The sequence below is a fragment of the Kribbella sp. NBC_00889 genome, assembly GCF_045207705.1.
Taxonomy (GTDB): domain Bacteria; phylum Actinomycetota; class Actinomycetes; order Propionibacteriales; family Kribbellaceae; genus Kribbella.
On the sequence record NZ_CP108783.1, the window covers coordinates 4492880 to 4515449 of the forward strand.

Below are 22570 nucleotides of genomic sequence, written 5' to 3' on the forward strand. Positions count from 1 at the left end.
CAGTATTCTGCGCCGGGATGTTCGAGCTGGTCAAGGGGCTTTGAATGGCAGTGACTCAAGCCACGGCGACGCCGCCGCTGTTGCGCCGCGTGAACGCGGGCAAGCTCCTCGGCGTGCTCTCGAACGCGGGGGTGATGACGGGAACCGGTCTGATCCAGGCCACCGGCCTGACCCGGGCGACCGTGCACGCGGTCTGCAACGACCTCATCTCGATGGGCTGGGTGGTCGAGCTCGACCCCGGCCGCGACGACACCGCCGTGGGCCGGCCGTCACGGCGGTTCGAGTTCAACAGCCGAGGCGGGTATGTGCTCGGGATCGACATCGGCGACGCCAAGACCACGGTGCTGCTCGCAGACCTGCGCGGCGAGACGGTCGCCAAGGCCGGCCGCTCGGTGTCCGATGTGAAGACGGCCGGTGAGCGGACCGAGATCGTGCACGAGACGATCGTCGAAGCCCTGGCGAGCGCGGGAGTCTGCGACACACAGGTGCTCGCTGCGGGAGTCGGAGTCGCGGCGCCGGTCGACCGCGACGGGAACATCCTGGTCGACGACGAGTTCTGGCGGCGGTTCGACGCCGGCCTGGCGAAGCGGCTGACAGAGTTGCACGGCTGGCCGGTGCGGCTCGAGAACGACGCCAACCTCGCCGCGCTGGGGGAACAGTGGCGCGGCGAAGGGCGTGACGTCGACGACCTCGCCGTACTGCTCGCCGGTGAGCGGTTCGGTTCCGGCCTGATGGATTCGGGCCGGCTGCTGCACGGCAGTCGTGGTGGTGCGGGCGAGATGGTCTACCTCAAGCTCGTCGAGGGCGTCGGTGACACGCATGGCATCGCCCGGATCGCGCGCGATCGGGGCACCGCGGCGGTCGCCGACCCGGCCATCGACACCGTACTGCGGACGCTCGGCGGTGACGGCCCGATCACCGCGGAACAGGTCTTCACCGCCGCCGGCTCCGGCGATGAAGTTGCCCTGGGCATCCTTCAGCACGTGGCCGGCCGGACTGCCCGGGTGGTGGCGACGCTCGGGATCCTGTTCAACCCCGAGCTCGTCGTCCTCGGCGGCGCGGTCGCCCAGGCCGCCGCGGCGTTGCTGCCCGACATCGAGCGGCACCTGGCCGGCTTCACCAGTACGCCGCCTCGCGTCGCCGTCTCGTCCCTCGGCGACGCGATCGTCTCCGTCGGCGCCGTCCGCCACGCCCTCAACTACGTCGAACAACATGCCCTGGATCTGAACCTCAAGCCTGCGTGAGCGACTTCGCGACTGCCTCGAGGACGATGACGTTGCGGCCTGAGGTGGTGGCGGAGCGGATGCCTTCGGGGACGAGGGCGCGGTCCTCGGGGATGCCCGTGCAGAGTACGAAGACGCTGTCCTTGTGCCCTTCCACCAAGTAGGTCAGCGCGTCGCGCATCCACGGCGTACGCCCGGCGTCCTGGACGGCGATGACGAGCGGACGGCCCGCGGCGGCCGCGGCCGCCGTCTTGATCGCGTCGCCGGCCGGCGAGTCGGCGTCGGTGAGCCGATGCTCGCCGCGGAGTACGACGCCGTCCGAGCCCGGCGCGACACGGCCGAAGACCTCGGGAAGCCCACTGAAATAAGGGTTCCAGGCCGGATGCAGCCCTTGCGTCAGATCAACGACGTACGGCGCGGAGCCGAGCAACGGGATGTTCTGGCCGGCCACCACGCGCGCGGCGACCTCGCGGATCGGGGCACCGTCGAGACCGGGCTGCCGAGTGCGCCGGGCCAGACTTGCCGCCAGCGCACGGCCCCGGGCGGCCGCGTCGGCGACGCGCTCGGCGTCCAGCGTTCCGTTGCCAATGGCATCGACCACGCGGGCGGTCAGGGCTCGCGGGTCCGCGGAGCCGACAGCGATCATGGCCAGGTCGGCGCCGGCGCCGATCGACGCGACCGCGGCGTCCTCGATCGACCGGGTCCTGGTGATCGCCTGCATCTCCAGAGCGTCGGTGGTGATCACGCCGGTGAAGCCGAGTTCCTCCCGCAGCAGGCCGGTCAGCAGCCGGCGCGACAGGGTGGCCGGCTGGTCGTCGTACGCGGAGAAGACGATATGGGCGCTCATCACCACGTCGGCGCCTGCGGCGATCGTCGCCCGGAACGGCGCGAGCTCGACGGCGTTGACCTCCTCGATCGAGCGGTCGACGCTGGGTAGGCCGACGTGGGAGTCGACCGCGACGTCGCCGTGGCCCGGGAAGTGCTTCGGGCAGGCGGCGATGCCGGCCTCGTGGACGCCCTCGACGAACGCGACGCCGTGCCGGGAGACCACGTCGGCCGTCGTACCGAACGAGCGGGTGGAGATGATCGGGTTCGCCGGGTTGCTGTTCACGTCGACCGACGGCGCGAGCATCAGGTCGATGCCGAGGCCCGCCAGCGTCGCTGCGGCGTCCCGGGCGGACGCACGGGTCAGGTCGACGTCGTCGAGATCGCCGAGTACGCGCGGTGAGGCCAGCGGCCAGGGGTTGGCCGGCGCGAGGTGGCTGAACTCGCCGCCCTCGTGATCGATCGCGATGATCAGGTCGGGCCGCTCGGCCCGCAGCGACGCGGTCAGGGCGGCCACCTGATCGGCGTCGCCGACGTTGCGGGTGAACAGGATGACGCCGCCGAGCCCGGCGGCGACCGCGCGGCGCAACTCGTCGGGGGCGGTGGTCCCGCTGAAGCCGACGATCAGCGCGCCGGCGGCATCACGATCCAGTTGATCACTCATCCCCCTACCCTCCCCTCCCCGAGGTCCGCGCCGCCACCCCCGTCCGCCGGAGCCCGGCCGATGCCGTCACGGACAGCTAATAATTAGCGCCTTCTCGGCGGTCTAGGGCGATCGTTGTCAGGCTATGTCAAGGCATTTACCCGGCGCCTTCCTGCGGGTTTGCGGGGATTCCTGCAATTGACCCCTGTCTGTCCGGGCCGACTACGGATAACGTTGTCTCCCGACCTGACCACCTGCATCGGCACTGACGGGGGGACCATGAGTGACGAACCAGTGAAGCAGGACACCGTCCTGGGCATCGACATCGGCGGCACGAAGATGGCCGCCGCACTCGTGTCTGCGGACGGTGAGATCCTCACCGGGGACCGGATCCTCACTCCACCCGGCGACGCGGACGTGGTGTTCGCGGCGCTCGGCGAGCTGATCGAGCGGGTTCGCGGTGACGCGACGCCGGTCGCGGTCGGGATCGGTTCGGCCGGGCCACTGGACCAGGAGCACGGACTGGTGTCACCGGTCAACATCACCGGCTGGCGGAACTTCCCGCTGGTCGAGCGGGTCCGGGAGCTGGTCGGCGACGTACCCGTGACGCTCGGGGTCGACGGGCACTGCTTCGCACTGGGTGAGTTCTGGACGGGCGCCGGACGCGACGCCGACACGCTCCTGGGGATCGTGGTGTCGACCGGTGTCGGCGGCGGACTGGTTGTCGACGGCAAGCCTGTCATCGGTCAGTCAGGCAACGCCGCGCACATCGGCCACATGGTCGTGGACCTGGACGGCGAGGCGTGCGCGTGCGGGTCGTACGGATGCGTGGAGGCGTACGCGAGCGGCCCGCGGATGGTTGCCCGGGCCAAGCGTCGCGGCTGGCGGATCAACGAGGACGCGGATGCCGCCGTACTCGCTGCCGACGCGGCCGGCGGGGACGAGCTCGCGCTGGCCGCGTTCGACGACGGGGCGCAGGCGCTGGCCGCGGGGATCGTCGCGACGGCGGTGACGGTCGATCTGACCACGGTCGTCATCGGGGGCGGGGTGTCGAAGGCGGGGCCGGTGCTGTTCGACCCGGTGCAGGCGTGGGTGAAGCGGCTCGCGCAACTCCCCTTCATCACCGACCTGGCGGTCGAGCCCGCCCAACTCGACAACGCCGGCCTCCTCGGTGCCGCCCATCAGGCCTGGGCCGCCGTCGGCTGACCGCCGTACACCTCTCCCGCGTCACGCACACATCTGCACGCGCGGAACAGGGTCTCATGCGCACCTTTGCGCAGTTTTAACCCAATTGCCCGAATTTGTGTAACGACTGGGCCGTCCCACGCGATGCAACGGATGGATGGGGTGGGGGCACGTCATCCAAGACTGGTCAGGGGGCCTGGACCGGTCGGCAGCGGTTGGTCGATGGGGGGCCAGGACCAGCCGAACGCGTGAGCGGCGGAGAGGAAACTCTCCGCCGCCCTCGCGAACAGCACGGTGTCAAGGCAGGTCAGGTCAGCAACGTCCGCCAGCGTTGTCCAGGGCAACGCTCGACCAGAGAGACTCGGTCCCCGATGGACGTCGCGGTGCTCCTCCTCTTCGCTCTCTTCTTCACCGCGCTGTTGGTCCGGACCACTTCCAGGTACGACGTACTGCGGACAGCTGTCGGACGGCCGCGACTGTTCCAGGTCGCCGCTGTCCTGGCCGCCGCGGTCACTGTGCCGGTCGACGTGTACGCGATCGTGTACCGCACGGTCGGTCCGGGGGCCGCGGCGCTCGAGGACGTCGCCGGACGCTTGCTACTGATGAACGTCGCCGCCGCGTGCGGCGTCGCTGCCCTGCACGGCTCGCTGCGCGGACGGGCCCTCGCCGGCCCGGGGACCGCCGCAGCCGTGGCAGGGTCGGCTCCACCCATCGGGGCGCAGGCCGACGACGGCCACGCGCTCCGGATGGGTGTGCTCGGCTGGACCGGACCACTGATCGCTCTGATCGTGGTCACCGCCGTGGTGGCGGTCGGGTCCGCCGGAGACGGGATGGGCTCCGGTGGGAACGGAGCCGGTGCCGGCAGCGTCGGACCGACGACCGGAAGCGTCGGGTCCGCGCTGGCGGTCTACTCCCTGCTCGTCTGCGTGATCAGCGCCTCATCGCTGTTCCGCCGCCGGGCGAGGAGTGCGATCGATCCTCAGGAGGGATGAGGATCGTCGCGGGTTCTGCACCGCGGACGGAGGCCGGTGGCTGCGGGAGGGCTGTCCCCGACAACCCCCGTCCACGGTGCAGAACAGTCCTTTACGGCGTGAGCCACTCGGGTTCGGGAAGGCGGGTCCGGTCCAGCCGGCCGTTGTCGTCGAGCGGGAGCTCCTCGATCGGGATCAGGTCGGCCGGGACCAGGTAGATCGGGAGCTCCTTGGTCAGGTCGAGCATCAGGCGGGCCAGGACTGCCGGATCGCTGTCCTCGAGAACGACGTACCCGAGGAGGCAGGTGTCGCCGGTCGGGTCCGCACAGGCGACCACGACGGCGTCGACCACACCCGGCTGATCCGCCAGAACGTGTTCGGTTTCGCCGGGTTCGACGCGGTGACCACGGATCTTGACCTGGTCGTCGGCGCGGCCGAGGTACTCCAGCGTCCCGTCCGCCCGCCAGCGACCCAGGTCCCGACTGCGGTACAGCCGCGCCCCCGGATGGCCCGGATCCGGCACGAACGCGTGCTCGGTCTCCTCCGGCCGTCCGATGTAGCCCTGGGCAACGACCGGGCCACCGAGGTGGATCTCGCCAACCGCACCGACCGGTACCGGCCGCAGCACCTGGTCCAGCAGGCGTACGACGACGCCCTCGCCCGGACGCCCGATCGACGGCCGGTCCACAGCCGGGTTGACCTCGTGGATCGTGGTCACGATCGACGCCTCGACCTGGCCGTACTCGTTGAACAGCCGGCACTCCGGATGCGCCTCGAGGAAGTCGCGCACCTTGTGCGTCAGCACCATCGCCTCGCCGCCCGCGACGATCTCCCGCAGCGCGGGCAGCTCGGGCAGCCGCCGCATGGTCGCGAGCAACGCCGTCAACGGGCTGAACGCCATGAACAGCCGCTCGACGTCGTGGTCCCGCAGCGCCGCGATCACCGCGTCCGGGTCGTACCGGTCGTCCTCGCCGATCAGCACCAGCGCCGAGCCGGACGCGAGCGCGGTGAACATCTCCTGCACGTGAACGTCGAAACCGAACGAGGTCCACTGCAACGTCCGCAGCGAACTCCGGGTCCGCAGGTAGTGCCGGATCAGGTTGACCGGGCCGCGATGCGGGACGACGACGCCCTTCGGGTTCCCGGTCGAGCCGGAGGTGTAGATGCAGTAGGCAACATCATCCGCGGCGGCCCGCACCGGCGGCGCCTGCCGCGCCCGCGCATCGCCGTTCGACGTGGTGACCGGGACCAGCCGCAGACCGAGCCGGTCCGCCAGCGCTGCGTCGTCACCGACCAGCGCGACCGCCGACGAGTCCGCCACCATGAACGCCCAGCGCGACTCGGGTACGCCCGGATCCAGCGGCAGGTACGCCGCGCCGGACTTCAGGACGGCGAGCACCGCGACGACCAGTTCAGTGCCTCGGGCAACACGTACGGCGACCAGTTGGCCGGGCTTCACGCCGAGGTCGACGAGCCGCCACGCCAGCGCGTTGGCCCGGCGATCGAGCTCGGCGTACGTCAGTTCACGCTCGCCCTGGATCAGCGCGGTCGCGTCCGGGGTTCGGGCGACCTGCTGCTCGAAGAGGGTGTGCAGTCCGCTGAGCTCGCCGGCGACGACGGCGTCTCGTCGTACCCGACCGATCGGGCCGGCCGGAGCGGTGTCGCCTTCCAGCTCGCGCAGGGCCTCGAGGTCGGACTCGATCGGGAACATCAGGTCGGGCAGGCGCAGGTTCGGCTGGGTGGTGGCGCGACGCAGGACCGCTTCGAGGTACGCGACGAGGCGGTCGATGGTGCGCTGCTCGAACAGTCCGGAGCGGTAGTCCGCCGTACACGTGATGCCGGCGCCGTGGTGGGTCAGCCGCAGGCGGAGGTCGAGCGGTTCGGGCAGCTCCTCGTCGCCGTCCTCGAACTCGACCAGGACCTGGAAGAGCGGGTCACGCTCGAGTACGGCGAGGTCCGTGCCGGCGTGGTCGAACGCGCCCGCCGTCACGTCGCGCACCCGGTGCGCGAGCTCGCCGAGGTCGGGTTCGCCGGACAGGTCGATCCGGATCGGGAGCGCGCGCCGGGCCGCCGTCGAGGTGTCGCCCTGGGGCCGGATCAGCGCGGTTCCGATCGTCACATCGTCCTGCGCCGCGAAGCGTCCGAGCACCGTCCCGACGGCCGCCAGCATCGTCATCAGTGGGGAGACCTTCCGGCCCCGGCTGAACACGAACACCGCGTCCCCGAGTTCCTCCTCGAACTCCTTCTTCACCGACCCGACAGCGCCCGACGCGGCCGGCCGAACTCCATCCGCAACCAGTACCAGCGGCTCAGCGCCCGCCAGCGCCATCTCCCAGTAGCCCAAGTCCCGCCGCAACCGCTCAACATCCTCGCTCGTGCGAGCCTCGGCCTGTACTTCCGCGTTGACATCTGGAGCGTTCGTGGGGTCTGCCGCGGGTGCATCAGCCTGCACAGCATCGACGGCCTCGGCGCCATCGTCCACGTCCTGCACGCCTTCCGGCTCGGCCGGAGTCGATGGGTCGGCGAAGTGTTCAGAGGTTGTTGGGTCTTCTGAGGTCGCGGCCTCGAGGAGGGCCAACTGTTCGCGCATCAGCTTGGTGACGCCGTCCACCAACTGACCAGCCACGCGGAGCTGCTGCGACATGAGCACGGCCATCCCGTTGCCCGGCAGCTCAGCCTCACTGGTAGCCGCCGCAGCCTCGTCGACCTTCGCCGCCAACTCCGCCAGCCCGGAGCCCAGATCAGCCAACGCGGTCCGCGCATCGCGAGCCGGCGCACCCTCCACCGACTCCGCCTGAGCCGTCTCCTCGAGCTCTTCAGCAGGAGGCTCGACCTCCGCTTCCTCAGCAGAAGCCTCCGCTGCGACGTCTTCCGCCTTCTCGGCGACGGCTTCCACCGCGACGTCCTCGGACGCTTCGAGTGCTTCGGCGGTGTTCTCCGGCTGGGCTGCAACGGCCGCCTGCTCCGCCTCCAGGGCTTCCGGGGTCTGCGTGGCGACGGCTGTGGCGAGCTTGTGCGGAGTGGTGTAGGCGCTGAACAGGTCCTCGGGGGTGAGCGTCACCTCGAAGCGCGAGTTGATCTCGGTGATGACCGGAGCCATCGAGTCCGGCCTTGCGCCGAGCTCGGCGAACGTGTGATCGACGGTCAAGTCGTACGGGTCGAGGTTCAGCGCCTCACAGGTCAGATCCAGGATCAGGTCCAGCGAGTCGCGGTACCGCTCGGCCGACATCTCGTCACCGGACAGCACCCCGGCCCGCGCCAGGTAGTCCGCGTCGATCTGATGCGTCTCGGCCGGCAACGCGAACGGCGACTGCTCCTCCACCGGATCGTTGCTCTCAGCAACCTCTGGCTCGGCCGGCGGATCCAGCGGGATCCGCTTCACTGCCGCACTCGACGGCTCGAACACGACTGCCTGCGCCCGAGCCGCGCGCTCGAACGGACTCGGCTGCACGCGGGCCGGCCGCCCCGCACCATCACTAGCAAGCCCGGCCGCCGAGGTGTCGACGGGGTGATGCACGCGCCGGAACGGGTACGTCGGCAACGGCACGCGGCCGCCGTCGGAGTACACCTTCGACCATGCGATCTCAGTGCCCTGCTCGTACAGCTCGGCCAGCCCGTTCATCGTCGCGAGCACCGGATCCTGCCCCAGCCGCTGCGCGGGGATCCACGTGCTGTTCGGCGCGATCCGCCGCCCGGCCGGACTCAGTACGGCGTCCGGCCCGAGCTCCAGGAAGCGCCGGCAACCGGCGGCCGTGACCGCCTCGACCGCGTCACCGAACAGCACCGGCTGCCGCAACTGCCCGACCAGGTAGTCGCCGTCCAGCACCGTCCCGGACTCGAGCAGATCGCCGGACCAGCTCGACACCATCGGCGTCCGCAGCGGCTTCAGCGTGATCTCCCGGACGATCGCCGCGAAGTCCTTCAGGATCGGGTCCACCAACGAACTGTGGAACGCCCGATCCACGTCCAGCCGCTGGTACGCGACCTCCAGCCGGTCCAGCTGCTCCGCGAGCTGCCCGACGATCACCTCGGACCCTGTCAGCACGAACGACTGCGGACCGTTGCCTGCGGCAATCTCCACGCCCGGCGTCTGCGTCAGCTCGCGAACCCGGTCCGCGTCCGCACGCACAGCAACCATCGCGCCGGGCACGGTGCCACGCTGCATGAGCTCGCCGCGCTTAGCAGTCAGCCGTACGCCGTCCGCCAGCGACAAAGCACCGGCCACGCACAGAGCGGCGTACTCCCCCACGCTGTGACCGACCACCAACGCGGGCTGCACACCGAACGACTGCCAGAGCCGCGCAAGGGCAAGCTCGAACGCGAACAGTGCGGGCTGCGCGGTCTCTGTCGGCCAGACCCCCTCAGACGCGCCGGCAGGTGTCAGCAACAGCTCCAGCAGGCTGCCACCGGTCTCCTCGGCGTACACGCGGTCGCACTCGTCCAGCACCGACCGGAAGACCGGGAAGCGAGCAGCAAGCGCAGCGGCCATCCCACGCCGCGCAGCGCCCTGTCCGGTGAATGCGTAGCCCAGTGGACCCGGTCCACCGCGTGGGACCTCGGTTGCCTGAGCTGAGCCGAGTGCGTCGACCAGCTCGGCCTCGGACGCGCCGGCTACCGCGATGCGGTGCCGGTGTGGCGGTCGGCCGAGGGCCGCCGTACCAGCGAGGTCGATCAGGCGGTGTCCGGTGCCGTGGCCGAGGTCGGTGCGGAACAACTCGACCAGGTCTGCCAGAGCGTCCGGATCGGGCGCGGAGAGCGGCAGCACCACCGGTCCGTCGTCGCCGCGACGGATCTGCCGCGGCGCCTCCTCCAGGATGACCTGCGCGTTGGTACCGCCCGCGTCGAGAGCGCTGACGCCCGCGCGCAACGTCGTACCGGCCTCCCAGTCGTGCGCCTCGGTGCCGATCACGAACGGACTGCCGTCGAGCCCGAGCTCCGCGTTCGGCTCGGTGTAGTTGATCGTCGGGACCAGCATCCGGTGCTGCAGCATCAGGATGGTCTTGATCAGGCCGGCCATGCCCGCGGCACTGTCGAGGTGGCCGATGTTCGGCTTCACCGAGCCGATCGTGCAGAAGCCGACCTTGTCGGTGTGCCTGCGCAGCGCGGTCGTCAGCGACTTCACCTCGGCGGAGTCCGCGGCGGCGCTGCCGATCGCGTTCGCCTCGATGTAGCTGAGCGAGTCCGCCGCGAACCCGGACCGCTCCAGCGCACGCTCGATCAGCTCGACCTGGTTGCCCGAAGGCGCGTCCTCGTTGCTGACCGCGGTGCCGCGGATCACGGCGTACACGGTGTCCCCGTCTGCGACGGCTTGGTCGAGGCGCTTCAGCAGTACGGCGGCGACGCCGTTCCCACCGACCGTGCCGTCGGCGGCCGCATCGAACGCACGGACCTGACCGCGCGGCGACAGGATCGACTCCGGTGCCGGGTGGTAGCCCGTTGCCTGAGGCACCTGTACGGCGGCCGCACCGGCGAGTGCGAGGTCCGCGTCGCCGGAGCGCAACGCCTGGCAGGCCAGGTGCACCGCGACGAGGGACGAGGACCAGGCGGACTGTACGCCGATGGCTGGACCAGTGAGGCCGAGGCGGTAGGCGACGCGGGTGGCGAGGGAATCGCGGGACTGGTGCTGCTGGGTGTACAGGTTCATGCCGGAGCCCGCGAACACACCGACGCGGCCGGTAGTACCCGCGTACCCGCCGTGCTCGAGCGCCTGGTAGCAGACCTCGAGGAACAGCCGCTGCGCCGGATCCATCAACTCGGCCTCACGGTCGCTGAGGCCGAAGAACTTCGCGTCGAACGACTCCACGTGGTCGAGCACACCGCTGACGGCGACCAGCTCGTCGTCCACATGCCCGCCGGCCTGGCTCACCTCCTCGTTCGTGAACCGCCGGAGGCTCTCCACCCCACCGACGAGGTTGTCCCAGAACTGCTCCAGGGTCTCCGCGCCCGGAAACCGCCCCGCCAACCCAACCACAGCCACCGGCTCCACAACCCGCCGCGAACCCCGCTCCTGCCGCGCCCGCCGCGACCCCTCAGTCACGACCGCAGACTCACTCTGCGGCGCTGCCTCAGCTCCCTGCGCGGTCACGGACTGCGGCGCAAGCTCAGCCTCCTGCGCGCTCTCAGAACGCGGCTCAGACTTCTGCGTAGTCTCGGAACGCGGCTCCTGCGCGGTCTCGGACTGCGGCGCAGGTTCTGCGTGAGCTTGCGCAGTCGTGCGTTCGGGCTCCTGCTCGGCGGACGCAACCAGCTCAGGCGCAGCTTCCGACTCCTGCCCGGCCTCCGCGACCTGCTCGGCAGCTCCGTCCTCAACAGGCTCTGCCGCAGAGGCAGCCTCCACGGATGCCACCGCGACGGCTTCCGCCGGCGCACCCACCGCGGACTGCTCCCGCGCAGCCTCCTGCTCCTGTGCAGCCTCCTGCTCCCGGGCAGCCTCCGCGGGTACCTCCTCGACCGGCTCGGCTTCGGCGGCTAGCTCCTCGGTGGATCCAGACTGCTCAGCCTCTGCGATCTCCTCGGAGGTCGCATCGGCGGCCGGCTGGTCGACGGTCCCGGTCGACTCACCCCCGGCCACTTGCGACGCCTCAGGCTCGAGCTGCTCTAGGGCAACGGCCTCCGCACCAAGCTCGGCCTCACCTCCAGCAGCTAGCTCAGTCTCAGGCTCCTGCTCGTCCCCGGCGGCCTCGGACTCAGCTTCGGCGACTGGCTCGGCCTCAGACTGCTGCTCATCGGCCGTGGGCTCGGACTCGGCGGCTGGTTCCAGCTCGGCCTCGGGATGCTGCTCGTCGGCACCGACTTCGGCGGCGGGCTGGGGCTGGTCGGGGTCGGTTGCCTTGGCGGCTGGTTCGGAGGTGGGGTCTTCGGCTGGTACGTCGAGGGCCGGGGCCTGCGTGATCGTGTACCGCGCGATGAACCGCGCCGCCGGGAGCTCAGACCGAGCCGGTGCTTCGGCCGCAGGCTCTTCAGGTGCTTCCGCGGCAGGCTCGACCGACTCTGTCCCATCAGCGGACTCCAGCGGTACTTCGAGGACCGCCGACTCGACTGCTGCCTCGACAGGCTCGGTCGACCCGACTTCCCCGGAGACCTCCGGCTCCGACTGTGCCTCGGCTGCAGGCTCCTCAGCCGTTCTCTCGGCGGGCTCGGTCGACTCGGACTCTACGGAGGGCTCCGGCTGCGGCTGTGCCTCGGCCGAAAGCTCCTCAGCCGTTCCGTCGGCGGGCTCGGTCGGCTCGGACTCTGCGGTGGTCTCCGGCTCGGCCTGTGCTTCGGCCGCAGGCTCGTCGGCTGCTTCTTCGGCGGGCTCGGTCGGCTCGGACTCTGCGGTGGTCTCCGGCTCGGCCTGTGCTTCGGCCGCGGGCTCGTCGGCTGCTTCTTCGGCGGGCTCGGTCGGCTCGGACTCTGCGGTGGTCTCCGGCTCGGCCTGTGCTTCGGCCGCGGGCTCGTCGGCTGCTTCTTCGGCGGGCTCGGTCGGCTCGGACTCTGCGGTGGTCTCCGGCTCGGCCTGTGCTTCGGCCGCAGGCTCGTCGGCTGCTTCTTCGGCGGGCTCGGTCGGCTCGGACTCTGCGGTGGTCTCCGGCTCGGCCTGTGCTTCGGCCGCAGGCTCGTCGGCTGCTTCTTCGGCGGGCTCGGTCGGCTCGGACTCTGCGGTGGTCTCCGGCTCGGCCTGTGCTTCGGCCGCAGGCTCGTCGGCTGCTTCTTCGGCGGGCTCGGTCGGCTCGGACTCTGCGGTGGTCTCCGGCTCGGCCTGTGCTTCGGCCGCAGGCTCGTCGGCTGCTTCTTCGGCGGGGTCGGTCGGCTGGGTCTCTGCGGTCAGCTCCGGGGCAGGCTCCTCGGCCGCTTCGGCGGTGGGCTCGGCTGCCTCTGCAGTGGGCTCCGGCTGCGGATGTGCGTCCGCGGCAGGCTCGTCAGGTGTTTCCTCGACGGGCTGCATCGGCTCCACGGCCGCGACGGACTCCGGCCGCGGCTCGGCCGCCTGCTCGGACGCTTCCTCGGTGGGCTCGCGCTTGGCGGTGCGATCGAGCTCGGCGGTGGGCTCCAGCTCGGCGATGGGCTCCGGGTGGGGCTGTGCTTCAGCTGCGAGCGCCTCGGCTGGGTGCTCGGTGGGGCTGGGCGACTTGGCCTGTGCGGGCGGACGCGGCTCGTCGGTGGCAGGGACTCGTTGGAGCTCCGTGGTTTGTTCGGCGTCCGGGATCGGGGCGGGCTCTGGCTCGGTGGGCGCGTCGGCGGTTGGGTCGGCGGTGACCGGCGAGGTGGGGGTGCCGAGGGTCGGGCGTTGGGGTGGGGTGGGGATGGAATGCTGGAGGGTGCGTTTCCAGGCGAGGCGGACGACCGGGAGTTCGGTGGTGCGTTCGGCTGGGTCTTCTTCGGCTGAGATGAGGGTGTCGGCGGCGTTGGCGTGCGGGCCCTCGCCGGCGGGGCCGGAGTACGAGTTGGCGCCGGCCGGTTCGACGTACGGGTGGGGAGGAGTTTCCAGCGTGCCGTCGATCCAGCGTTGCTTGAGCAGCGGGCGCAGGATCTTGCCGCCGGGTGTGGTCGGGAAGTCCCGCCGCGGTACGCCGATCACCTCGGCCTCGAGCCCCAGCCGGGCCAGGACGAGACTCCGGATCGCCTGATCCATTCCCGGGATCGACTCCGGCGTGAGCGCATAGAACACGACCAGCCGGTCGGTCCCACTCGCCCCGTCCGCGATCCCACACGCCGCGACGAGGCCCTGCTCGGCACCGACCACCGTCGCAGCGACCGATTCGATGTCGTGCGCGTAGTAGAGCTTCCCGGCCATGATGATGCGTTCGCTGTCCCGGCCGGTGATGACCACCTGCCCGCCGGTGATGAACGCCTGATCCCCGGTCGCCAGCCACTTCCGCGCCGGCCAGTTGCCGATCGGGAACGCCGCCCGGTCCGCCTCCAGGTTGCCCAGGTACCCCGGCGTCACCCGCGCGGACGCGACCTGCAGCTGACCGATCCGGCCCTCCGGCAGCACCGCACCGTTCGGCGCCACGATCCGCACCGTCGTCCCCGGAGCCGGCGCACCCACCGACACCAGGCTCAGCACGCCCGGCGCCTCGGCCCGCGTTTTACCCGGCCGGGCGACTGCGACCTTCCCGGTAGCGGGCCGCTGATCGACCCACTCGATCACGCCGGTCGGTGGGATCCGGACGCGGTGCACGTTCGGCGTCAGCCCTGGCCGCGCGAACGTGATCCCGGTGACGGTCTCAGTCATCCCCCACGCCGCGACGAAGGTCTCCGGTACGACGCCGAACCGGTTCGTCAGCCGCAGGAACTCCGACATCACCGGAACGGTGATCTGCTCGCCACCGCTGACCAGACTGCGCAGTGCGGACAGGTCCCAGTGCCGGTCCGGCTCGCCCGCGATCGCCTGCGTGGCCAAGCGATAGCCGAAGTTCGGAGACCAGGAGTGGTTGACCCGGTGCTGGTCCATCAGGTCCAGCCAGCGCAGCGGATCGGCCAGCAGCCAGTCGGTGTTCACGTGCACGTTGGTGCAGCCGGTGAACACGGGCAGCAGGTGGTACAGCAGGAACGCACCGCTCTGGGTCAGCGGCAGCCAGTTCAGCGTCGTCTGTCCGGGCCGCACCGGCAGCATGGCCGGCGTACCGGCGGCGAACTCGACCAGGCCGCGGTGCGTCAGCTGCACGATCTTTGGCGCACCGGTGCTGGTGCCCGACGACATCATCAGTACAGCGACGTCGTCCGCGGCCGGCCGATGGAACTCCGACGTCGGCTCATGACCCGCGAGAGCGTCCGGGTCGAGGACCGGCAGGCCGAGGTCATCAGGGAGGTCGGACGGGCGGCCGATCAGCACGGTCCAGCCGAGCAGGTCGGTCAGCTTGCGGAGCCGCTCACGGCCCTCCTCGGACCGGTCGCCCTCAGGACTCGGGGCCATCAGCAACGGACGGATGCCGCCCAGTGTGCAGGCCCAGAACGCCGCGAAGAAGCCGACCGGTTCGGTGCAGTGCACGACCGCCGGGTCGCCGGCGCGTACGCCGTTCGCCCGCAGGCCGGCCAGGATGCGGGCGGCGAGTTCGAGCAGGGTCGGGAAGTCGAGCTTCGTCTCGCGGCCGTCGGGGCCGATCTCGACCACGCCGGCGCCACCGAAGTCGCGGGCCGCGCGGAGCAGCGCACTGGGCAGGTCTCTGGGGTATCCGGCCGGGATCATCAGGGCCGGTCCGGTGCTGATCGCCGGCCGGTCCACACCGCTTCTCACCACGTGCGTGCCACCACCTGCACGGGGTGGGTCGGGAGGGCATCAGCGAGTGCGCGGGCAGGCCGGGGAACACCGGTGGTGCCAGCCAGTTGGCGACCCACGGACACGTGCCTCCCCAACTGGACGGAGCCGGGCTCAGGGCAGACCCGTCTCACTCTCACCGACAGAAAAGCCCCGTTTTCCGCCTGCCGGAACGAAGCCGTGACCGGGCACACCCGGTGCGTCATCGCGCCGACCGACAGCCGTGAACCCTACCAGTCGAGACCGGCCCTGGAGGAGTCCGTTCCGGCGATCGATGAGTTAAGAAATCCCGCCGACCGCCGCCACCCAGGACAACGACCCTCACTGCCTGCGGATACACCGTTTCGGCAGAGTGTCCGATCACCGGAAACAGGTCGTCCCCGGCCCGCAGAGCGGACCGGGGACTCCCGGTGGAACGTTCGCTGAGCGAAGAGCTCAGCCGATGCGAACCGCAACTACGTCAGCAGTCACGGTGATCTGACCGCCGCCGGCGGAGCTGCCGTCGTCGTTGTAGCCGAACCCGAAGACCTCGACCTTCGTCGCCTCGGACACCTTCACGACCTTCACGGTCGAGCCAGTCAGCTCACGGTCCTTCGCCGGCGAGATCTCCGCACCCAGGATCGTGCCGTAGTCGTCCCCGAACGCCGTCTCCGAAGCGCCCACGCGCAGCGCCAGCTGCGGCCGGGTGCCGGCGACGCCGGCCTCCGTGCGCGCGAAGAACGCCGACGCGTTCAGCAGCCACCTGCCCGGCTGCAGGGTGATCTCCCCGACCTTCGTCTTCTGCGTCTTGAACGAGCCGCCGATGTTCGCGATCACCTTCGGGCCGAGGGTGTCCGAGACACCTTCCTTGCCGAGCACGTCGGTCGCCGGGTCGCCGGGCTTACCTGCAGGTCCGGCCGGGCCGGCCGGGCCGGCGGGCCCGGCCGGGCCCTGACCGCCGCTCTTCGCGATCTTCTGGCGCAGGTCCCATCCGAGCTTGGTTTCCGCGATCGTGTTGTCGTGGATGTCGCCACCCCAGACGCCGCCGTTGATGATCTGTGCCGAGCCGACGCTGTTGGCCGGCACGGTCGACGCGGCGGTAGCCGACGGAATCACGGCGACCCCGACCAACGCGGCCGTGAGCACCGCGGGTGCGGCGTAACGGCGTACGTGGCGGTTCTGCACGAGTTTCCGGACACGGCTGTTTGGCGCGTGCTGAGACATGTATTCCCCTCCAGTTGTCCCCGAGCCCCCTCGGGATCCAGGGGCACGTTACTGGTCTGGAGCGGAATGCGTAAGATAACGGAGCGTAAAGATTGAGGTGGGCGAAGAGGGGATCGAACCCCCGACATCTTCCTTGTAAGGGAAGCGCTCTACCGCTGAGCTATCCGCCCGCTGTGGATCAAACGACCGGCGCAGTCTACCCGAGGTCGTGGCCCAGAGTTGCCAACGCCCGGGAGTAGTCGTCGAGGTCGCGGGCCTCCGGGATCGGGTTCACGACCGACCACCGGACGATCCCTGCCCGGTCCACCACGAACGTGCCCCGCAGCGCACAACCACGCTCGGGATCGAAGACGCCGTACGACGAGGCGATTGCGCCGTGTGGCCAGAAGTCGGTGAGCAGACCGAACTCGAGCTTCTGGGCGTCGGCGTACGCCCGCAAGGTGAACATCGGGTCGCACGAGATCGCCAGGAACTCCGCCGCCGACAGCAGGTCCGGCCGGTCACGTAGCGCAGCCAACTCGCTCGTGCAGACCCCACTGAAGGCGTACGGATAGAAGACCAGTACGACGTCGCTCCGGCCGGCGTAGTCGCTCAGCCGGACCTGTTCGCCGTGCTGGTTGCGGGCTGTGAAGTCCGGGGCCCGGCCGCCGACGGCAGGGGTCACCCTCGCGTCATCCCCGGCGGCCGGATTTCGGCACCACGAGCTTGGTGGCCGACCAGTCGTCGGTCACGCTCAGGGTGCTGGTGGTGGACAGCCCGGCGACCGGAGCCGCCTCGGCGATGTCACTGGTCTCGACGTACCCGTCACGGCCGACCTTCGGCGTCAGCAGCCACACGACTCCGCCGGCCTTCAGGTCGGTGAGGATGTCGAAGAACGCGTCGACCAGGTCGCCGTCCTCCTCGCGGAACCAGAGCAGTACGACGTCCACGACCTCGTCGGTGTCCTCGTCGACGAACTCCTCGCCGGTGATCGCTTTGATCGCGTTGCGGAACTCGTCGTCGCAGTCCTCGTCGTACCCGATCTCCTGCACGACCCAGCCGGCCTCGAGGCCGAGCCGGGACGCCATGTTCGGCACACCGCTGTTGCCGTCCGCGTGGTCCGCGGTCGCGCTCACGTGTCCTCCTCCGTGGTCCCCGCTTGCCCGGGGGTAGGCGTCAGTAGCGATAGTCCATCGTGACGTACCGCGTCGCGCAAGTATGCACGAGGGATCCGTGACGTGTCCGGTATCCGCGTGGTGGGTACAGTCCGTGTCCGCTCAGATCACGCGTGCACGACCGGAATCGTGCCCCTGTGGAAGGCGAAGTAGAACGCATTCCGAACAGGTGACAGGATTGCGGTGAAGACAACCAGAGAGAACGGCAGGACACCGTGGCTTCCGGACACGAACCACCAGCCATCATCACCGAGGGGATGCCCACCCAGCTCCCCGACATCGACCCCGACGAGACACGTGAGTGGGTCGAATCGCTCGACGCGGTCCTGGACGAACGTGGCAAGGCGCGAGCACGCTACCTCATGCTCAAGCTGATCGAGCGGGCCCGGGAGCGACAGGTGGGGGTGCCCGCACTGCGTAGCACCGACTACATCAACTCGATCCCGCCCGAGCGGGAACCGTGGTTCCCCGGCGACGAGCACATCGAGCGCCGGATCCGGGCCTTCATCCGCTGGAACGCCGCGGTGATGGTGAGCAAGGCCAACCGCAAGGGCCTCGAGGTCGGCGGCCACATCGCCACCTACCAGTCCGCGGCCAGCCTGTACGAGGTCGGTTTCAACCACTTCTTCCGCGGCAAGGACCACCCCGGCGGCGGTGACCAGATCTTCATCCAGGGCCACGCCTCCCCCGGGATGTACGCGCGGGCCTTCCTCGAGGGCCGGTTGAGCGCGGACCAGCTGGACGGCTTCCGCCAGGAGGTCTCCCGCGGTCCGCACAACGGACTGTCGTCGTACCCGCACCCCCGGTTGATGCCGGACTTCTGGGAGTTCCCGACCGTCTCGATGGGGCTGGCCGCGCTGAACTCGATCTACCAGGCCCGCTTCAACCGGTACCTGCACCACCGCGGCATCAAGGACACCAGCCAGCAGCACGTCTGGACCTTCCTCGGTGACGGCGAGATGGGTGAGCCGGAGTCGCTCGGCGCGATCGGCCTGGCCGCCCGCGAGGAGCTGGACAACCTCACCTTCGTGATCAACTGCAACCTGCAGCAGCTGGACGGACCGGTCCGCGGCAACGGCAAGGTCATCCAGGAGCTGGAGGCGTTCTTCCGCGGCGCCGGCTGGAACGTGATCAAGGTGATCTGGGGCCGCGAGTGGGACGCGCTGCTGGCGCAGGACCACGACGGCGCGCTGGTGAACAAGATGAACACCACGCCGGACGGCCAGTTCCAGACCTACTCGGTCGAGTCCGGTGAGTACATCCGGAACAACTTCTTCGGCGGCGACCAGCGGCTGCAGCAGATGGTCAGCACGCTGTCCGACGACGACCTGCGCAAGCTGCCCCGCGGCGGCCACGACTACCGCAAGGTGTACGCCGCGTTCAAGAGCGCCACCGAGCACGTCGGGCAGCCGACGGTGATCCTGGCCCAGACCATCAAGGGCTGGACGATCGAGGCGCTGGAGGGCCGCAACGCGACCCACCAGATGAAGAAGCTGACCTCGGACGACCTGAAGGCGTTCCGCGACCGGCTGTACCTGCCGATCGAGGACAAGGACCTCGAGGACGCGTACAACCCGCCGTACTTCCACCCGGGCACCGACTCGGCGGAGTACCAGTACATGATGGAGCGGCGCAAGCAGCTCGGCGGCTCGCTGCCGCAGCGGCGGGTGGCGCCGAAGACCTCGCTGAAGCTGCCGGCCGACGAGGTGTACAAGCCGCTCAGCAAGGGCAACAACACCCCCATCGCGACCACGATGGCCCTGGTCCGGCTGTTCCGGGACCTGATGAAGGACCCGGAGATCGGGCACCGGATCGTCCCGATCGCCCCGGACGAGTACCGCACGTTCGGCATGGACTCGATGTTCCCGACGGCCAAGATCTACTCGCCGCACGGGCAGAACTACGAGGCCGTCGACCGCAACCTGCTGCTGTCGTGGAAGGAGTCCGAGCAGGGCCAGCTGCTGCACGAGGGCATCAGCGAGGCCGGCGCGATGGGCTCGGTGATCGCGGCCGGTACGGCGTACGCGACGCACGGCGAACCGATGATCCCGTTCTACATCTTCTACTCGATGTTCGGGTTCCAGCGGACCGGCGACTTCCAGTGGGCCTTCGGCGACCAGCTCGGCCGGGGCTTCCTGATCGGCGCGACCGCTGGGCGTACGACGCTGACCGGTGAGGGGCTGCAGCACGCGGACGGTCACTCGCCGCTGCTCGCGTCGACCAACCCGGCGGCGGTGCACTACGACCCGGGCTTCGCCTACGAGGTCGCGCACATCGTCAAGGACGGGCTGCGCCGGATGTACGGCTACGGCCTGGACAAGGACAAGCCGTTCGGTGAGGACATCTTCTACTACCTCACCGTGTACAACGAGCCGGTCGCCCAACCAGCCGAGCCGGAGAACCTCGACGTCGCGGCACTGCTGAAGGGCATGTACCGCTTCCACGAGTACGAGACCGCCGAGGGCGACGACGTACCGCGGGTGCAACTGCTCGCGTCCGGCGTCGCGCTGCCGTGGGTGCGCAAGGCCCAGGACATCCTGGCCGAGCAGTACTCCGTGGCCGCCGACATCTGGTCGGTGACGTCGTGGAACGAACTGCGCCGCGACGCCGTCGCCGCCGAGGAGCACAACCTGCTCCACCCGGAGGAGCCGGAGCGGGTGCCGTTCATCACCGAGCAGTTGAAGGACACCAAGGGCCCGGTGGTCGCGGTCAGCGACTACATGCGCGCGGTGCAGGACCAGATCTCCCGCTGGGTCCCGAACGACTACACCTCGCTCGGCACCGACGGCTGGGGTCTGGCCGACACCCGGGCGGCGGCCAGGCGCCACTTCCAGGTGGACGCCGAGTCGATCGTCGTGGCCGCACTGGAGATCCTGGCCAAGCGGGGCGACGTGAAGCCGGAGGTCGCCGCCGAGGCGGCCCGCAAGTACCGGATCGACGACCCGACCGCGGTCGCCGGCGTGAAGCAGGAGGGCGCCGGCGCCTGACGCCGGGCTCAGTCCACCAGAGCCGCCTCTCCCGAAATTCCCGGGAGAGGCGGCTCTCGTTGTCCTACCCTCGGAGTCATGCCTGAACTGATCGAGCCGACCGTCGACCTCCGCGACTCCTGGCTGGAGTCGTCGCGCGAGTGGGGCACCGCGTCCCAGGACGGCGCCGGCGTATGGGAGGCCGAGGATCTCACCACGGTCGAGGGGTTCGTCGGCTGGATCGAGCGGCTGCGGGAGCAGAGCGACGATTCCCTCCCGATCGGGCCGGACCGGGTGCACGCGACGTACTGGTGGATCGTTGAGGATGGCAACTACCTCGGTGCGATCTCGCTCCGGCACGCACTGAACGCCAAACTGCTCGAGGGCGGCGGGCACATCGGATACGGCATCCGGCCGTCGGCCCGGCGTCGCGGTCTGGCCTCGTGGGCGCTCGGCCAGGTCCTCGGCCGGGCGCGGACGCGCGGGATCGACCGGGTGCTGATCACCTGCGACGACGACAACGTGGCGTCCGCGAAGACGATCGAGCGCAACGGCGGCGTCCTGGAAGACGTCCGCGACACCTGGCTCGGCCTGACCCGCCGCTACTGGGTCACGCTCCGGCCGAGCACGCCGCTACGACAAACCTCGTAGGCCCAACGCCGCGGGAGTTGCGTATTCCGTCCGACGCGGTGGACGAGGCGCGATCCCTACCGTCGGTGACATGACTGGCGCAAGCGTTGCTCTTCTCGCGGGGACGGTGTCCACCATCCTCTTCGCGTCGAGCGTGCTGCCGATGGTGGTCAAGGCGCTCCGGACCCACGACCTGGAGTCTTACAGTCCGGCGAACCTCGTCCTGGCCAACGTCGGCAACGCCGTCCACAGCATCTACGTGGTGCATCTGCCGGCGGGTCCGATCTGGGCCCTGCACGGCTTCTACGTCGTGACGTCCGCGCTGATGCTGCTGTGGTGGCTGCGCTTCCGCCCGCTTCGGCGTGGCGTCGTCCCGACAGCGTCGTTGGAGAACGAGCGGAGACTCGCATGAACAGCACGATCGAAACAGTTGTCATCGGCGCCGGGCAGGCCGGCCTCGCGACCGGGTACCACCTGCAGAAACTCGGCCGGTCCTTCGTCATCCTGGACGGCAACGCCCGGGTCGGCGACCAGTGGCGGGCCCAGTGGGACACCCTCCGGCTCTATACACCGACCAAGTACGACGGTCTGCCCGGGCTCCCGTTCCCGGGCAAGCCCTGGTCGTATCCAGGCAAGGACGAGGTCGCCGACTACCTCGAGTCGTACGCCGCTCACTTCTCGCTGCCGATCCGGAACAGCACCCGGGTGGACCGCCTCGAACGCCACGACGGCCGCTGGACCGTGGTGATCGGTGACGAGCGGATCGTGGCCGACAACGTCGTCGTGGCGACCGGCACGTTCGGACGGACGCCCAGCCTGCCGGACTTCGCCGTCGACCTGGACCCGGCGATCCGGCAACTGCACTCCAGCGAGTACCGCAGGCCGGGACAACTGAAGCCAGGACCGGTCCTGGTGGTCGGCGGATCACACTCGGGCACCGACATCGCGTACGAGGTGGCGCAGACACACCGGACCGTTCTGGTCGGGCGCGACCCCGGTCAGCTCCCGGTCAAGCCGGGCAAGCCGGGCGAGCGGCTGTTCTGGCCGGTCTTCCTGTTCGTCGGGCGGCACCTGGTCACCCGAAGGCTGCCGAACTCCGACGCGATCATGCAGCACGGACGCTTCCACGGAGGCCCGATGATCCGGGTCAAGCGGGCGGACCTGCTCGCGCGAGGGGTCGAGCGGGTCCACGACAAGGTCACCGGTGTCGAGGCCGGGCTGCCCGTGCTGGGCGACGGCCGGGTGCTGGGAGTGACGAACGTGATCTGGTGCACCGGCTTCCGGCAGGTGTTCGACTGGATCGACGGAGCCGTGATCGGTGCCGACGGCTGGCCCCGGGAACTGCGCGGGGTCGCCGCGGAGGCACCCGGCCTGTTCTTCTGCGGCCTGTGCTTCCAGTACGCTTTCGCGTCCATGACCCTGCCCGGCGTCGGGCGCGACGCGGCGTTCCTGGCCAAACGGATCGCGGCGCGGGCCGGCACGGACCGGAGTCTTGCCCCGGCGTGACCGGAGGGTCCATCCTCGCGGGGA

Annotated in this window: 12 protein-coding genes and 1 tRNA gene; 7 read left to right on the forward strand and 6 right to left on the reverse strand. The window is 70.0% G+C overall.

The genetic code is table 11. From position 1 onward, the window contains the following. The first annotated feature begins 44 nt into the window (after positions 1-44). A complete protein-coding gene (locus OG817_RS21680) occupies positions 45-1244 on the forward strand; it encodes an ROK family protein (RefSeq protein WP_396397399.1) in 1200 nt (399 codons plus the stop codon). On the opposite strand, the gene nagZ is transcribed toward OG817_RS21680, so the two are convergent. Further along, a complete protein-coding gene (nagZ, locus tag OG817_RS21685; protein WP_406057272.1) occupies positions 1231-2712 on the reverse strand; it encodes a beta-N-acetylhexosaminidase in 1482 nt (493 codons plus the stop codon). The two genes, OG817_RS21680 and nagZ, sit on opposite strands and share 14 nt — an antisense overlap. 258 nt (positions 2713-2970) lie before the next feature. Here nagZ and OG817_RS21690 point away from each other — a divergent pair, with 258 nt between their 5' ends. Together OG817_RS21690 and OG817_RS21695 are read left to right on the forward strand one after the other, a co-directional pair. Beyond that, positions 2971-3897, forward strand: coding sequence for an ROK family protein (locus tag OG817_RS21690; protein ID WP_406057274.1), 927 nt, complete (start codon positions 2971-2973; stop codon positions 3895-3897). Between the two features lie 350 nt (positions 3898-4247). Then, the gene (locus OG817_RS21695; RefSeq protein ID WP_406057276.1) at positions 4248-4868 is read left to right on the forward strand and encodes a hypothetical protein; all 621 of its coding nucleotides are present in this window, start codon (positions 4248-4250) and stop codon (positions 4866-4868) included. Between the two features lie 91 nt (positions 4869-4959). Here OG817_RS21695 and OG817_RS21700 read toward each other — a convergent pair whose 3' ends face one another. The 5 genes from OG817_RS21700 to OG817_RS21720 all read right to left on the reverse strand — a co-directional run bounded on the left by OG817_RS21700 (position 4960) and on the right by OG817_RS21720 (position 17405). Then, on the reverse strand, positions 4960-15069 hold the full coding sequence (locus OG817_RS21700) for an amino acid adenylation domain-containing protein (protein ID WP_406057278.1): 10110 nt from the start codon (positions 15067-15069) through the stop codon (positions 4960-4962). 453 nt (positions 15070-15522) lie between these two features. Continuing rightward, a complete protein-coding gene (locus OG817_RS21705; protein WP_406057280.1) occupies positions 15523-16290 on the reverse strand; it encodes a hypothetical protein in 768 nt (255 codons plus the stop codon). Positions 16291-16388: 98 nt separating this feature from the next. Beyond that, positions 16389-16460, reverse strand: a tRNA-Val gene (locus tag OG817_RS21710). A 26-nt stretch (positions 16461-16486) separates the two neighbouring features. Continuing rightward, a complete protein-coding gene (locus OG817_RS21715; RefSeq protein ID WP_406057282.1) occupies positions 16487-16954 on the reverse strand; it encodes a peroxiredoxin in 468 nt (155 codons plus the stop codon). 7 nt (positions 16955-16961) lie between these two features. Next, complete coding sequence (locus tag OG817_RS21720) at positions 16962-17405, reverse strand: DUF3052 domain-containing protein (protein WP_396397408.1); 444 nt, start codon at positions 17403-17405, stop codon at positions 16962-16964. Between the two features lie 296 nt (positions 17406-17701). On the opposite strand from OG817_RS21720, the gene aceE reads away from it, so the two are divergent. The 4 genes from aceE (at position 17702) to OG817_RS21740 (ending at position 22546) form a co-directional block, all read left to right on the forward strand. Continuing rightward, positions 17702-20431, forward strand: a complete 2730-nt coding sequence (gene aceE / locus OG817_RS21725) for a pyruvate dehydrogenase (acetyl-transferring), homodimeric type (protein ID WP_396397409.1) — start codon at positions 17702-17704, stop codon at positions 20429-20431. 78 nt (positions 20432-20509) lie between these two features. Then, positions 20510-21061, forward strand: coding sequence for a GNAT family N-acetyltransferase (locus OG817_RS21730; RefSeq protein ID WP_406057284.1), 552 nt, complete (start codon positions 20510-20512; stop codon positions 21059-21061). Between the two features lie 70 nt (positions 21062-21131). Further along, positions 21132-21452 carry a hypothetical protein gene (locus tag OG817_RS21735; protein WP_360458323.1) on the forward strand — a complete coding sequence of 107 codons (321 nt, stop codon included), beginning with the start codon at positions 21132-21134 and terminating at the stop codon, positions 21450-21452. Next, positions 21449-22546: a flavin-containing monooxygenase gene (locus tag OG817_RS21740; protein WP_406057286.1), complete on the forward strand. Its 1098-nt coding sequence runs from the start codon at positions 21449-21451 to the stop codon at positions 22544-22546. Before OG817_RS21735 ends, OG817_RS21740 begins: the two co-directional genes overlap by 4 nt. Positions 22547-22570 lie beyond the last annotated feature (24 nt).

Excerpts from the sequence above, each read along its gene's own strand:
- OG817_RS21680 (WP_396397399.1), top strand. The coding sequence starts at position 45 with ATGGCAGTGACTCAAGCCACGGCGACGCCGCCGCTGTTGCGCCGCGTG.
- OG817_RS21695 (WP_406057276.1), top strand. The coding sequence starts at position 4,248 with ATGGACGTCGCGGTGCTCCTCCTCTTCGCTCTCTTCTTCACCGCGCTG.
- aceE (WP_396397409.1), top strand. The coding sequence starts at position 17,702 with ATGCCCACCCAGCTCCCCGACATCGACCCCGACGAGACACGTGAGTGG.
- OG817_RS21735 (WP_360458323.1), top strand. The coding sequence starts at position 21,132 with ATGACTGGCGCAAGCGTTGCTCTTCTCGCGGGGACGGTGTCCACCATC.
- nagZ (WP_406057272.1), bottom strand. The coding sequence starts at position 2,712 with ATGAGTGATCAACTGGATCGTGATGCCGCCGGCGCGCTGATCGTCGGC.
- OG817_RS21730 (WP_406057284.1), top strand. The coding sequence starts at position 20,510 with ATGCCTGAACTGATCGAGCCGACCGTCGACCTCCGCGACTCCTGGCTG.
- OG817_RS21705 (WP_406057280.1), bottom strand. The coding sequence starts at position 16,290 with ATGTCTCAGCACGCGCCAAACAGCCGTGTCCGGAAACTCGTGCAGAAC.
- OG817_RS21690 (WP_406057274.1), top strand. The coding sequence starts at position 2,971 with ATGAGTGACGAACCAGTGAAGCAGGACACCGTCCTGGGCATCGACATC.
- OG817_RS21740 (WP_406057286.1), top strand. The coding sequence starts at position 21,449 with ATGAACAGCACGATCGAAACAGTTGTCATCGGCGCCGGGCAGGCCGGC.